This is a genomic window from Maribacter sp. X9 (assembly GCF_048537565.1).
Lineage (GTDB): Bacteria > Bacteroidota > Bacteroidia > Flavobacteriales > Flavobacteriaceae > Maribacter.
This window is the reverse complement of sequence record NZ_CP183215.1, coordinates 3,217,404-3,231,118: the sequence shown is the minus strand read 5'-3', so window position 1 is coordinate 3,231,118 and position 13,715 is coordinate 3,217,404. Positions and strand designations below refer to the sequence as shown.

Here is a 13,715-nt window from a genome sequence, read left to right as displayed (position 1 = left end):
TTTTATTTCTTCAATCGCCAAGGATTAACATTATTTTTTATAACAAAACTAGTTGTGGGTAGAGCCGATAAATCATTTTAAGAGTAATGATAGTTCTTAACTCGCCCAGACATGCTTAAGGTTTAAAAATTAAATGTTTCAATTCTTTAATCTCAGTGGGATTTGAACTTTTGATTTAGAAGCCTGTAAGATTTAATCTTTTGGTTTCATTTTAATTAAACCGGTCATCGAAGAAACATTATTGGTCCCCTTAAATTCGAAAGAACTACTAAAGAGTTCTGCGGTCATGGAAGGCTGCCTACTATATTTTGCAGTTTCTCCACTTATATGGTTAAGTGCCAATGCCAGTAAAGGTTCTGAGGGGTTTCCTAAAACACCCAAGTTGGATATATCTTCTTCTAAGGGCAAGGTAGGTAGCAACCCGGTGGTATAATCCGAGAAGCCATCGGCGTTCTCGTTTCTACCCAATAGAGGTTGAATACCCCATTGGTTATCCGGATTTATATTTTCTTCTGTATTGGGGTCGTAAAAAAAGCCGTTCGAAGCATCATCGACCAACGTAATCGAAAATTCATTCTTGCCCCTGGTTTTATCGCCGATGGTTACAACATCGATATAAGGTGTAAGGCCATTAATAACTAGTTCACTAGCAGATGCTGTTGAAGTAGTGGTTATTACGTGTACTCTTTTTAGATTTAATTCATTTATGGCAACTCCGCCAAAAGTGGTATCACTAAAATTTGTTTCGTCTTCACGATTGGTAAAAATAGCCTGAACCTTGGCATTATACCTGGCCTTTAGAAAAAGTTCATCGGTTTTTGTTCCATAAACCGAACTCGCTATTTGCACGGCTGTGCTCACCCTTCCACCACCATTATACCTAAAATCTAAAACAAGTTCCGTTATCCCTTCTGACTTAAAGTTTCCGAAAACGTCGTTTAATTGCTCATCGTAATCGGCTAAAAACGAGTTGTACATTAAGTAACCGATTTTGACACCGTTTTGTTCTATAACTTTTGAGACCAAAATAGGATTTTCTGAAAAGTTTTCCACTTTAGTCAAAGAAACTTCAACATTATTTTCTGTGACGGTATTGTCTATAATATCCGCCATATTCAAAGTATATGTAGCGTTTTCACCGTACAAAAGATCAATGTAATTATCTCTATTTAAAGTTGTTCCGTTCACGCCAACGAATGCATCACCTCTTTTTATTTGTTTGTTCGAAGCATCAGAATTCGGCATAATGTAGTTTACCACTCCGAAAATATCATTACTATCTTGAAAAGCATATAATGTAAACTCAACTCCGTTACTCATAGAAACGCCCGAAAGTACATTAACTAAATCTTTGTAATTTTCAAATGCTACCGAGAATCTGTCTACGGCCTGTGCTTCTCCTACCACGCTTATATGGTTATTACATATCTTGTAAAAAAACTCCCCAGGGTCAGATTCAGAAGCAAGAAAATCTACATATTTTTCAGAAGTGTCAAAACGATCATCACCTAAATCGGCGACATCAGCTTGCCAAAAATAATAGGAATTCATTGCCTGCCACATGAAATCCTGCGCAGGATAATCTGCTGGCAATTTGGCTTCTTCAACAGGAGTTTCTTGTTCTTCCTCGATTATAGGAGCATCATTATTTTTATTACATGATAATACTATAATCCCTAGAAAAAAGAACAAAAGGGGAAATTTCTTCATGGTTTATTTAGTTTAATATAATTACGGACTTTTCAAAAATCATTCCAAAGTGGGCAACACTCCACTTAGAAGAGATAATGAAACTTCATTTAAAATACGTAATTAGTTAGAGTAAGGATGTTAAATTTACTTACATCCCACAGAAATAAAAATTAATTGTAACAAAATTCGTTGAACATCGTCTTCCTTTTGTAAACATGCTAGCATACTTACGAACAGCCAAACCAAAATGAAACAAACGGAGTTTTTAAATATTGTAATGCCCTTTAAGGATAAGTTATTCCGCATGGCCAAAAGGTTATTGGTTTCAACTGAGGAAGCAGAAGATGCTACCCAAGAGATACTTGCCAAATTGTGGTCGAAAAAACATAAAATTGGGACCTATAATAATGTGGAGGCTTTTGCAATGACCATGACAAAGAATTTTTGTTTGGACCGCTTAAAATCAAAACAAGCTAATAATTTGAAATTGGTTCATAGTAATTATACCGATTCAACTACTTCGCTGCAAAATGAGGTAGAAGCAAAAGATAGTATAAGTTGGGTAGAACGCATAATGGACGAGTTGCCTGAACAACAAAAAATGGTATTACAATTAAGGGATGTAGAACAATATGAATATGAAGAAATAGAAAAATTATTGGATATGAAACCTACAGCTATACGGGTAGCCTTATCCAGGGCACGCAAAACCGTACGGGAAAAATTAATGGAAAAGCATAATTATGGAATTGGATAACATAGAAAAATTAGTGGAGAAGTACTTTGAAGCGACTACTACGGTCGCAGAGGAGGAGATATTAAGAACATATTTTAAAAGTGACAATGTGGCTCCACATTTAGAGCAATATGTTCCCATGTTCAATTATTTCTCTGGAGCAAAAGAAGAACGGTTTACGAAGCAGGTCCCATTAACACCTAGAAAAAATTATTTGAAATGGGCTTCCGTCGCAGCAGTAGCTGTTTTCGTGGTTGGGTTTTATTTCTATCGACCAGCACCAACTCCTGTAACTTTGGCAGACGAGTATACACAGGAAGAAATTGAGTCTGCACAAGAAGCTTTGGCCTTGTTGGCCATGAATTTCAACAAAGGCACCGAGCAATTGTACCATTTGGAAGAATTTGAAAAAACAACCGATAAATTTTTAACGAAAAAATAATTACAATGAAAAAGACATTAATCGTAGGGCTTTTGGTAATAGCCCCCTTTGTTTCCAGAGCACAAGATATTTTTGATAAATACGAGGATAACGACAAAGTGACCTTTGTGGCCATGCAGCCTAAAATGTTTCAAATGTTGGGTAAGATGAGTGTAAGTTCTGACGACCCCGAGGCTAAGGAATTCTTTGAACTCGTCAATTCAATTACCAGTTTTAAGGTGATAACTACAGACGATGCCTCTATTTCTAAAGACGTTGATAGCTGGGTCACTAATCGCTTAAAAAGCTCTTCTTTTGAAGAGTTGATGAAGGTGCGTGATGGTGGATCCAATGTAAGGTTCTATGTAAAGGAAGGAAAAGATAGTGATCATGTAAAAGAACTGCTAATGTTCGTTACAGGTATGAAGGACATGGACATAGATATTAATGGTAAAAAATTAGAAACGGTATTACTTTCATTAACCGGGGACATTAATCTAAGATCCGTTTCTAAATTGACCGATAAAATGGATCTGCCGGGTGGTGATCAGTTAGGAAAAGCATCTAAAAAGGGGAATTAACAATACTCAAAAAGCGATAAGCCCCCTTAAGAACTTATCGTTTTTTGAAAACATTCATCAATTCATCAATCAATTACGTCACCCAAAAAAGGTGGGGTATTAAAACAACAATCATGAAAAAAGTAGTAGTAATTTTAATCGCAATTTTACCGGTATTCGGTTTTTCTCAATCCATATTCGATAAATATGAGGATATGGATAAGGTAGGTTCTGTAATCGTCAATAAAGGAATGATCGATTTGGTCTCCAAAATAGGCGGATTAAGCGATGATGCAGAAGCCAGGGAATTTATGGAGGTTGCACAAGGACTTCAAGGTGTAAAGGTTTTTATGACCGAAGATCTAGAGGTATCGGCAGACATGTCGCAAACAGTTAAGAAATACCTTAAAACTTCTAAATTGGAAGAACTGATGCGGGTCAAGGACAAAGATGTTAATGTAAAGTTCTATGTACGGGATGGCGCTAAGAAAGACCATGTATCGGAATTATTAATGTTCGTTTCTGGTCTGGATAACGTTGAAATGGGTTCCCATGGAAGAGAATTGGAAACGGTTTTAGTAAGCCTTACTGGGGATATCGATTTAAATAAAATCGGTTCCATTACCAACAAGATGGACTTACCCAAAGATTTGAACAAAGCAGGAGGGAAGTAATCAGTTTAGAAAAAGGGCTTTTCATTTTTCGATGAAAGGCCACTTTTCTTAAAAAAAATACTATGAAAAATATGCGTTTTATTATCATTATCGTCATGGCGTTAGCCATTTCTTCTTGTTCATCAGAACCAAGTTTGCAGCAATACTATATTACCAATGCAGAGAACCCCAACTTCATGTCTTTTGATGTACCCGCCAGTCTGTTGAATTTAGAAAAGGTAGATATGGACGAAACTCAGAAGAAGGCTATAGCGTCCCTCAAAAAACTGAATGTACTGGCCTTTCAGAAAAAAGAGGCCAACATTGCTGATTATGAAAAACAAAAAGCTATAATCAAGACCATATTGAAAGGGCCTGATTTTAGTGAACTCATGAAAATGAATACCGAATTCGGTAAGGCGACCATTCAGTTAAAGGGAGATGATGATGCCATTGATGAAATCGTTATCTATGGAGATAATGATGAAAAAGGATTAATACTCATTCGTATACTTGGCGACAACATGAACCCAGCGAGTTTTGTTCAGTTAATACAGGCTATGGAAAAATCAGACCTTAAGGGTAAGGGTTTGGAACAATTAGAAAACTTTATCAAAGGTTGATTTTAAGTCCAAATAAATAAGATAAAAAACCCGTTGCGTATTTGAAACGGGTTTTTTGTCTTATTTAGAGGGCACCTCTTTATTGATGTGTAAATTGTTTTTTCCAAAATCTAACGTGCGAATTGGGAATGGAATATTGATATCACGTTCATCGAAGTGTTGCTTGATTAGTTTTATGGCCTTATGTCTGGCGGCATGTTCTTGTTTTAGGTTGACGGCATCTGCCCAAAAACGAACCACAAAATTGATGGAGCTATCCCCAAATTCCGTAAAGAAAAACTCTACTGACTCTCCATTTTTTTGTTCAAAATTATCTTGGATGATTTTAACGGTCAAATCTTCTACCATTTGAAGATCACTTTCGTAACCGACTCCACAATTCACAAAAATTCTATTTCGATCCGTAAGGGAATAATTGGTGAACGAACCGTCAATGAATTTAGAATTAGGGATGACCACTACTGTATTGTCCGACTTTTTAAGAATGATGTTGCGTAGGCTTATCTCGGTCACAAAACCTGAAATACCGTCCGCAGTTATAAAATCGTTTATTTTAAGCTGCGGCATAAAGGACAGAATAAGTCCTCCAAACGTATTACTCAGCGTTCCCTGCAAGGCTAAACCTATGGCCAGACCAACGACCCCTGCACCTGCTAAAATACTTGTAAGAACCTTGTCCAAATCAAGCACTCCAAGGGCAATAAAGAACCCGATTAAAATAATGGATACAAATACGACCTTTGCTATAATTTCTTGAATGGAAACTTGGCCAATTCTCCTCAATAGTGTCCGTTTTAAGACTTTACGAATTCCCCTGGCCAAAAAGTAAAATATGATCATGACCAAAACGGCCATAACAAAATTAGGAAGTTTTAAAATGATGGCCTCTAGCCAACCATCTAGTTTTTCCCAAAGGTTGCCTATAGATTCTTCTATTGAGAAATTTGCTTGCATATACTGTTCAGTTTAGTGTTCGCAATAATATAGTGAAAGCAGACCCAAATTTAAAATCTCATACGAGTTTAGTATATTTAAAAAGGGATATGGATTAAATAAATTCTCAAATGGAGCAAAGGCAGTTTAGATTCCTGTATAATTACTAGGGGTAATTTGTTTGAGTTCCTTTTTTATGGTGTCTGAAACATTCAACGTATCAATAAAAGAAGCTATTGAATTTTGGTTTATTTTCTCATTGGTACGCGTAAGACCCTTTAGCGCTTCATACGGATTAGGGTAACCCTCGCGCCTTAGAATCGTTTGGATAGCCTCGGCTACAACGGCCCAATTATTCTCGAGGTCCTGCTCGAATTTTTCTTTGTTCAATAGAAGTTTCCCCAAGCCTTTTATGGTAGATTGAAACGCGATCAAGGTATGCGCAAAAGGAACACCTACGTTTCTTAATACGGTACTATCCGTAAGATCTCGCTGTAGTCTCGATACCGGCAGTTTTGCGGAAAGATGTTCGAACAAGGCATTAGCAATACCGAGGTTTCCTTCTGAGTTTTCAAAGTCAATCGGATTGACTTTATGAGGCATGGCCGAGGAACCTACTTCGCCCGCCTTTATTTTTTGTTTAAAATAATCCATGGAAACATAGGTCCAAAAATCACGGTCTAAATCTAGAATGATTGTATTGATGCGTTTAAGACCATCAAAAAGGGCTGCCATGTGATCATAATGCTCTATTTGTGTGGTGGGAAATGAATGTTGAAGTCCCAATTTTTCTTGCACAAAATGTTGCCCGAATGTCCTCCAGTCAATAGAGGGATAGGCCACTAAATGAGCGTTATAATTACCCGTAGCACCACCGAACTTGGCGGCACTGGGAATGTCGTTCAGTAAATTGAACTGTTCTTTTAACCGAACCACATAAACCTCTATTTCCTTACCCAAACGGGTAGGGGATGCTGGCTGCCCGTGGGTTCTAGCCAGCATTGGTATGTTAGACCAATCGGCTGAAAGCGAAGCAAGTTTTTCTAAAATTTCCTGATATAGGGGAACATAAACATCATTCATGGCTTCCTTTATTGAAAGCGGAATAGCTGTATTGTTGATATCTTGGGAAGTAAGTCCAAAATGAATAAATTCTTTAAAAGCTACCAAGCCTAAATTGTCAAAGGCTTTTTTTATAAAGTATTCGACGGCCTTCACATCATGGTTGGTGGTTTTTTCGATTTCCTTTATTTCAAGTGCATCTTTCGTTGTGAAATCGGTATAGATTTTACGTAATGCCCCAAAATTAGAAATATCGAATTTCGAAAGTTGAGGTAAGGGTATTTCGCAAAGCGCTATAAAATATTCAATTTCTACCCTAACCCTATATTTAATTAAAGCTTCTTCTGAAAAATAAGGAGCCAACGAATCGGTTTTTGATCGGTACCTACCATCAATAGGGGAAATGGCATTTAAAGCGTTTAGAGACATGATTTCTGGTTGAAATAATAAGCGGCAAATATACCTATAAGTGCAATAGTTTAAAACACAATTGCGTAGAAGTTTGGTATTCGAAAGGCACTGTTATAAAACAGTATATAATCTGTTCGCTGTCATTTTTTAATTTTCTCAAGTTTATTTAACGTTATTCTTGCCCGTGATTTATAAGCAGCGCTCCCGGCCACGTAATGCTGCGTTAAAACGAGTTGTAACTCTGGGTATATCCAATTTATTTTATGACCGAGTAGCAGGAGGGTCGTCATTGAATAGGCTTTCGGTGCAACTTTATGATCGCCAATAAGCCAATCAAAGGCAGACTCTGCAATAGTGTTTAAATGCTTGTCGGTAAGTACCATTCTCGAAGGATTTGGTTTTTTTGAGAAATAAGATTTCATCAACAATTCACAAATTTTTCCTGCGGGCCGAATAGAGGATTCTAATTGAGTGACAGGTAGTGAGGATATAAATCCATCTATATTGTTTAAAATAAGCCGCAAATCTTTTTTTGCAACATATTCTAAAACCCAACTTGCCTTACAAGAAATAGGCTCGTGATTATCCTTAACGACTTCAATCAATAATGGAATTAATTGAGGGTTTTCTAGGACACGTTGTGCCATTGAACTCCGTTTTTCCCGTGAGGCATTAACATAATCGAGTGCCTCATAAAATGCTGCTTTTGTCATAAAATTGTACCTTTAAGGCAGAATTCCCCCAAATATGAAATTACTAAAAAAAATTACGCTTGGTGTAGTTTTGATTTTTGTCGCCATGCAGTTTTATAGTCCTACAAAGAATACTTCCCCTGGCAACCATACGAAAACTTTTGTCATAGAAACAAACCCCTCAGCTGAACTCAAAACTATTTTTGAGAATTCCTGCTATGACTGTCATAGTAATAATACGGCCTATCCTTGGTATAACAATATCGCTCCTGTTTCCTATTGGATCGCGAGCCATGTAGAGGGAGGAAAAAAGCATTTGAACTTTTCGGAATGGGGAAAATACACCATGGACAAAAAGGACCATCTTTTAGAAGAATTGGAAGAAGAGATTGTAAATGAAGAAATGCCTTTAACAGAATATACATGGATTCATGGTAATACCAAATTATCTGAAAATCAAATTGATGCTATTTCTGAATGGGTAAAGCAAACTCGGATTATTTACCAATTAGGGAAGCAACCAAAATAGGAACCCCTTCTGCCGCAGTTTTTGCAATTATGTTCAAATTTTTTTGTGAATTTTGGCCAATGGAAGGTTTAGGATCGATGAAGTAGATTTCGGTACTAGGTTTTACAAAATTAATCAGGCTAGCAGCAGGATAAACCTGCATTGAAGTTCCGATAATAATTAAGATATCGGCTTTTTCGGTAATGCTTATAGCATCTTCCAATAAAGGTACAGCCTCGCCGAACCAGACGATATGGGGTCTTATCTGAAATCCTTTTTTACAAATGTCACCCATACGGATGTCTTTTCTACATTCAAAAATAGCATCAATAGAACCGGTGCTTCGTGCTTTTAAAAGTTCACCATGTAGATGAAGAATGTTGCTACTGCCAGCGCGTTCGTGCAAATCGTCTACGTTTTGGGTGATAATGTGCACGTTAAAATACGGTTCCAAATCAACTAAAGCATGATGCGCTTTATTTGGTTTTACTGACAATAATTGCCTTCTACGTTGATTGTAGAAATCCAGCACCAACTCCGGATTTTTGCGGAAACCCTCTGGCGAGGCTACCTCCATAACATCATGGCCTTCCCAAAGTCCGTTCGCATCTCTAAACGTTTTAAGGCCACTTTCGGCGGATATTCCAGCTCCAGTAAGTACAACAATATTTTTCATGGAATTTCAAATTGAGTTTAAAAATATACTTTTCTTATTTTGCAGGCATGATCGATTTGAAACTTTTAGAGTATTTGGAAGGTTTTGTTTCTGAGAAAAGAAAACAAAAATTCTTAGAAGTATTAAGCCAGCGGACTAATTTTATTACCGTAGCAGTCGAAGATGTATACCAGATGCACAATACCAGTGCGGTTGTTCGTAGTTGTGAGTCATTTGGTGTTCAACAGGCACACCTTATCGAAGGACGGTATGGAAAACGACTGGATGAAGAAATAGCAATGGGAGCGCAAAAGTGGGTAGATATTCATCGATACAAAAACTCGAAGCAAGCCATTGATTCGCTTAGAACTCAAGGGTATAAAATAATAGCGACCAGTCCACACGCCGAGAGCTCTTTGCTGCATAATTTTAGGTTGGATGGTAAAATCGCCCTATTTTTTGGAACAGAAACGAAAGGGTTGAGTGATGAAGTTCTTAGCAATGCCGATGCTTTTCTGAAGATACCGATGGTTGGTTTTACCGAAAGTCTAAACATTTCTGTTTCAGCCGCTATTCTATTACAGCACTTAACAACCGATTTAAGAAATTCCGACTTTGAGTGGAAACTTGCACCTGAAGAGGTTATGGAAAAACGTTTAGATTGGGCTAAAAAATCAATAAAAAGTATTGATGATATTTTGTTAAGGTATCAAAAGGATAATGGACTCTAATCAATCCAACGGATTTCACTTATATTGAACCCGGTGCTGCAGTCGTCTTGGCAGTTTTTCGAAAAATAAGAACATACACTAAGCAAACCATTGTTTTCGGCTAAAAAGGTTATCTCATTTTCATCTTCATTAACCGATAAAATAGTTGCTTTACACGAACTATAAATTTGGTCTAAAGTAATTGTGTCGGCACCTTCAACATGGGAGTTCAGTTCATTTTCGTTTTCACTCCAACTTTCTATAATTTCTTTTTCGGATCCATCAAGTTGATATGCTTCATAAACGCGTGAAATTACTTTACCGTCAATAACGGTTAGGGTAGTATTAGAACCGAAACCGAAAACTGAACCAAAATTTACCGTATACGAATAACTATTTCCTTCAGTTTTTTTAGTGCTTTTCGATGTATCAAGACTTTTGTCAAATTCAGATTCAAAAGCGTCATCATTACTACAGGCATACATTATAAGGGTTAAAAATGCTGTTACCGCCAGAAATGATCTTTTATTGCACATAATTATTTTTATTCAAAGATGAGCTAAGTGAAGAAGGGTTGCGCTTAAACGTTCGCTTTTATTTGTGAATACCATGTTCGAATTTGACAGCTTTAAGGTTACACATAAAAAATGGTAGCCTCTGCCCTTGCAAAAAAGCGAATAGGAAGTATGGTAGTACCAATGCCTTTTGATACATACATCTTCGAGTGTTCGTTGCTATACCATCCTCTTAGATAGTCTCCACTACCACCTGGAGTGTAGATTTTTCTTCCGAAAAAAGTGATTTGACCCCCATGCGTATGTCCGGAAAGAATCATCTTGACGTTTACCTTTTCGTTTTGGTTGAGCGCATCAATCTCATTTTTATAGCCAGGGCAATGGTTCAATACAACAGTACTTAAATATCGTTTTTTTATGGTTTTAACGGCTCCCTTATAATCGGCATTTCCTTTTAGAAAATCATCAATGCCCACAATGTTAACGGTCCTGTTGTTTTTGATATATGTAAAATTCTGATTAACAAGGATCCTACCATTGTGTTTTTTGAAAATTTCTTTAAAGTCGACTAGGCTTATGTTACTATCATATTCTTTATTACCAAAAATCGCTATTTTTAAAATGTGATCATCGAACAATTGTAAAAGAGGCTCAAGATGAATAAAATGCCGCTTTCTTGCCACGGTATCACCAGTGAAAACTAAAATATCAGGATTTAACCGATTCACTTTTTCGGCAATACCTTTAAGCGAACTATTAATTTCTTTCAAATGAATATCAGAAAGTTGTATTACGGTAATTGGTTCGTCGTTATTCTCGGACAGGTCATACTCTGTCCAGTCAATAATATATTTTTCAAACCAAAAAGCGTCTAAAGCCGTAAGTCCTATAATTCCAGTAAGTCCTAATAAAAATCTTTTAACAAAGGATCTTCGTCCAATTCCCATAAAATCATTCTCTACTCAGAAAATTCCCATTCGGAAAATTCCAAATCCATTTAGTATTCCTTCACTTCAAGTAAAGCTATATCAAAATCATTTTCTAACACTACTTTGCCATTTGCAACGACTACCTCGGTAGCAGAGTAGGCATCGTATAATTTAGTTCCGTCACCGAAAAATCCTTTTACAACTATGGATTTTTTTCCTTTTGGCAAATCCAGGCCAATTACTACTTTATCTACGTACTCATCATTCTTTAAGTATCTGCTAAACACATACGGCTTTGAAGCGAGTCGATTATGGATACCGGCACCGATGGACGGATGATTATTCCTAAAAGATCCGACTTTGCGCCAGTGGTTTAATATTTCTGCTTTTTTAGGGATGCTGTCCAATTCCTCCCAATTCATAAAAGAACGTAAAGTGGCATCGCCCGATGTTCCTTCGATGGTAAGGTCTCTGGCAGTTTCATCACCATAATATATTTGTGCCGCTCCTGGGGTCAGTAGCAGCACGTTCGCTGCTCTGTAAGGATTATTTCGTTCCTTGTCAAAAGGTTGGCTGTCATCGTGGGAAGTGATATAATTCAATACACTTTTGTCCTTAAGAGTCGTATGTAAAAGTTTGCTGTATTTGGAGAAGATAGATTCGTAGTCCTTTGCTGCATCGGTCTTGAGCTCAAAATTAATCAGGCTTTTAAATCCGTTCGCAAAATAGTCTACTTTCTTATTCCCAAAATCGAATTCCCTTCCCCCTGAAATACCATAATTGTATACCTCGCCAACCATGTAGAATGAATTGGAATCTAAAACCTTCTCTGGATTTTTCTTTTTCCAAAGTTCGAATGCTGCCGATGCTTCTGTATACAATTCTGCCCAGGCATTTTCATTTACATGTTTCACCGTGTCTACCCTAAAACCATCTACACCGAACTGATGAATATAATCGGTCAGCCATTTTATAATGTAATACCTGGGCGCCCTTGGGTATCCTGTGCGGTCAAAGAAAAGGTCAAGCTCATCCAATTCGCTACTTAGCCTGCCTTCTGCTTTCCACTTGGCCAATAAAGCATCCGGTAATTTCACGGGTTCTTCAGATGCTGTTAGCACATCCGGTAGATTAGCGACCAAGGTACAATCTGTGGTATTTTGATAGGTGGTAAATTCACAAGTTGGAGCTGTACGCACCCATTCTTCTGGCCAAACCGGGTCTTTTTCGGTTACGGGCCCTGTATGGTTCAATACAACATCCAGTAAAACACGAATTCCCTTATCATGGGCGGTTTTCACCAGTGTTTGCAAATCCTTTTCAGTTCCGAAATTTGGATCTAAAGTGGTCCAGTCCTTGGCCCAATAGCCATGGTAGGCGTAGGTGTTCCCGGTTCCTTCATCGGTATCACCATGAACTTGTTCGATTACAGGGGTAAACCAAATTGCATTTATTCCTAGCTTAGAAAAATAACCGTCGTTTATTTTTTCGGTAATTCCTTGAATATCACCGCCCATAAAGCCTCTTAGTTCTCCAGTTTCGTTGGTTCGTTCAAAATTGATATCGTTGGATGGATTTCCATTATTGAACCTATCGGTTAGCAGAAAATATACCGTTGCAGCATCCCATCGAAAATTCGGATTTTTTTGATCAGAAATTATCGAAGCCGTAGATGGCCCAGTGTGGTCTACCTTTTCTTTGGTTTCAGTTTTGCATGAACTAAGTAAAATTGTAATAAAAAGGGTAGGTACGATGTATTTCATTGCCTGGAAATTTAGGCTAAAGCTATAACATGAAAATCAATATAAGAAATATTATTTCTTTCTGTTCAGAACTTTATATTCCTCATAACAACTACTGATGGCATCTAAAATCTGTAGGTCATTTGCAGTGGTAATAAACGATTTTGAATAGTTGCAATTGTTGAGGATATCTTGAATGTCAACCTTTTCCAGTTGAAGGAATTCGGTCAAGATTTCACGGTCAAATTTAGAGGCCAATAAATTACGTATTTCATCATCTTCGCGCATTTGCCGTAACTTTCGCATTTGTGCTGGTTTTTTTCCGAACAAATTTCGAAGTAAATCGGCCGGATTCAAAATAGCACCCAGTACTTTTGTTACTGCACTAGGGTTCTTGTTGCCACCCTCATAACTCACGTTTAGTCCAGAAATACTGTATTGATAGGCATTGTTTATAGGAAGGTTCTTTACATCAATTTCTAGATACCCGGTCAGTGAATAGGGTCTAACGATAACTTCTTCAAGGGCATAAGCAAGTTCGGTCAAAGAAATTTGAGTATTCTTGAATTTGAACATGTCATTAGTGACCCTAATTTTTTGGGATTTGAAACCGAGAAATGAGAAATACAAAGTATCGTTAACGGCTGCCGTAATGGTAAATTCACCTTTTTCGTTGGTAATGGTCCCGAAAACCTGATTCAGGTTTACTACGTGTACACTTTCTAGAGGTGCTTCAGTTTGAGCATTTATTACTATGGCACTTATACGTTTACCTTCTTCCGTTTCCTGTGAAAAACCAATAAAAGATATGAAAACTAAAATAATCGCTAAAAAATACTTCATGTTTCTGACACCACGTTTAAGATACAAACA

The 13,715-nt window shown here is 37.3% G+C and carries 16 protein-coding genes; 7 read left to right on the top strand and 9 right to left on the bottom strand.

Going from position 1 to position 13,715, the window contains the following annotated elements; genetic code table 11:
* Positions 1-192: 192 nt before the first annotated feature.
* Entirely contained in the window at positions 193-1,710 is a 1,518-nt protein-coding gene (locus tag ACNR9Q_RS13870; protein ID WP_419211818.1) for a S41 family peptidase, read from the bottom strand.
* Positions 1,711-1,939: 229 nt separating this feature from the next.
* On the opposite strand from ACNR9Q_RS13870, the gene ACNR9Q_RS13865 reads away from it, so the two are divergent.
* The 5 genes from ACNR9Q_RS13865 (at position 1,940) to ACNR9Q_RS13845 (ending at position 4,685) form a co-directional block, all read left to right on the top strand.
* On the top strand, positions 1,940-2,449 hold the full coding sequence (locus ACNR9Q_RS13865; protein WP_419211817.1) for an RNA polymerase sigma factor: 510 nt from the start codon (positions 1,940-1,942) through the stop codon (positions 2,447-2,449).
* Positions 2,436-2,870, top strand: coding sequence for a hypothetical protein (locus ACNR9Q_RS13860; protein WP_419211816.1), 435 nt, complete (start codon positions 2,436-2,438; stop codon positions 2,868-2,870). The genes ACNR9Q_RS13865 and ACNR9Q_RS13860 overlap by 14 nt, the downstream gene beginning before the upstream one ends.
* A gap of 5 nt (positions 2,871-2,875) precedes the next feature.
* Positions 2,876-3,430, top strand: a complete 555-nt coding sequence (locus ACNR9Q_RS13855) for a DUF4252 domain-containing protein (protein ID WP_419211815.1) — start codon at positions 2,876-2,878, stop codon at positions 3,428-3,430.
* Between the two features lie 113 nt (positions 3,431-3,543).
* Positions 3,544-4,083, top strand: coding sequence for a DUF4252 domain-containing protein (locus ACNR9Q_RS13850; protein ID WP_419211814.1), 540 nt, complete (start codon positions 3,544-3,546; stop codon positions 4,081-4,083).
* Positions 4,084-4,145: 62 nt separating this feature from the next.
* Complete coding sequence (locus ACNR9Q_RS13845) at positions 4,146-4,685, top strand: DUF4252 domain-containing protein (protein WP_419211813.1); 540 nt, start codon at positions 4,146-4,148, stop codon at positions 4,683-4,685.
* A 60-nt stretch (positions 4,686-4,745) separates the two neighbouring features.
* Here ACNR9Q_RS13845 and ACNR9Q_RS13840 read toward each other — a convergent pair whose 3' ends face one another.
* The 3 genes from ACNR9Q_RS13840 to ACNR9Q_RS13830 all read right to left on the bottom strand — a co-directional run bounded on the left by ACNR9Q_RS13840 (position 4,746) and on the right by ACNR9Q_RS13830 (position 7,804).
* On the bottom strand, positions 4,746-5,639 hold the full coding sequence (locus tag ACNR9Q_RS13840) for a mechanosensitive ion channel family protein (RefSeq protein ID WP_419211812.1): 894 nt from the start codon (positions 5,637-5,639) through the stop codon (positions 4,746-4,748).
* 126 nt (positions 5,640-5,765) lie between these two features.
* Positions 5,766-7,109, bottom strand: a complete 1,344-nt coding sequence (purB, locus tag ACNR9Q_RS13835) for an adenylosuccinate lyase (RefSeq protein WP_419211811.1) — start codon at positions 7,107-7,109, stop codon at positions 5,766-5,768.
* Between the two features lie 122 nt (positions 7,110-7,231).
* Positions 7,232-7,804 carry an adenylosuccinate lyase gene (locus ACNR9Q_RS13830; protein ID WP_419211810.1) on the bottom strand — a complete coding sequence of 191 codons (573 nt, stop codon included), beginning with the start codon at positions 7,802-7,804 and terminating at the stop codon, positions 7,232-7,234.
* Positions 7,805-7,838: 34 nt separating this feature from the next.
* Here ACNR9Q_RS13830 and ACNR9Q_RS13825 point away from each other — a divergent pair, with 34 nt between their 5' ends.
* On the top strand, positions 7,839-8,312 hold the full coding sequence (locus tag ACNR9Q_RS13825) for a heme-binding domain-containing protein (protein ID WP_419211809.1): 474 nt from the start codon (positions 7,839-7,841) through the stop codon (positions 8,310-8,312).
* Here ACNR9Q_RS13825 and ACNR9Q_RS13820 read toward each other — a convergent pair.
* Positions 8,281-8,967 carry an SIR2 family NAD-dependent protein deacylase gene (locus tag ACNR9Q_RS13820; protein WP_419211808.1) on the bottom strand — a complete coding sequence of 229 codons (687 nt, stop codon included), beginning with the start codon at positions 8,965-8,967 and terminating at the stop codon, positions 8,281-8,283. The two genes, ACNR9Q_RS13825 and ACNR9Q_RS13820, sit on opposite strands and share 32 nt — an antisense overlap.
* Before the next feature lie 47 nt (positions 8,968-9,014).
* Here ACNR9Q_RS13820 and ACNR9Q_RS13815 point away from each other — a divergent pair, with 47 nt between their 5' ends.
* Entirely contained in the window at positions 9,015-9,677 is a 663-nt protein-coding gene (locus ACNR9Q_RS13815) for a TrmH family RNA methyltransferase (protein WP_419211807.1), read from the top strand.
* On the opposite strand, the gene ACNR9Q_RS13810 is transcribed toward ACNR9Q_RS13815, so the two are convergent.
* From ACNR9Q_RS13810 to ACNR9Q_RS13795, 4 genes are all read right to left on the bottom strand, one after another.
* Positions 9,674-10,192, bottom strand: a complete 519-nt coding sequence (locus ACNR9Q_RS13810; protein WP_419211806.1) for a hypothetical protein — start codon at positions 10,190-10,192, stop codon at positions 9,674-9,676. The genes ACNR9Q_RS13815 and ACNR9Q_RS13810 overlap by 4 nt on opposite strands.
* Positions 10,193-10,290: 98 nt before the next feature.
* Positions 10,291-11,118 carry a metallophosphoesterase gene (locus tag ACNR9Q_RS13805; RefSeq protein WP_419211805.1) on the bottom strand — a complete coding sequence of 276 codons (828 nt, stop codon included), beginning with the start codon at positions 11,116-11,118 and terminating at the stop codon, positions 10,291-10,293.
* 50 nt (positions 11,119-11,168) lie between these two features.
* Entirely contained in the window at positions 11,169-12,863 is a 1,695-nt protein-coding gene (locus tag ACNR9Q_RS13800; RefSeq protein WP_419211804.1) for an alpha-amylase family glycosyl hydrolase, read from the bottom strand.
* Positions 12,864-12,914: 51 nt separating this feature from the next.
* Positions 12,915-13,685, bottom strand: coding sequence for a carboxypeptidase-like regulatory domain-containing protein (locus ACNR9Q_RS13795; protein ID WP_419211803.1), 771 nt, complete (start codon positions 13,683-13,685; stop codon positions 12,915-12,917).
* Positions 13,686-13,715: the final 30 nt, after the last annotated feature.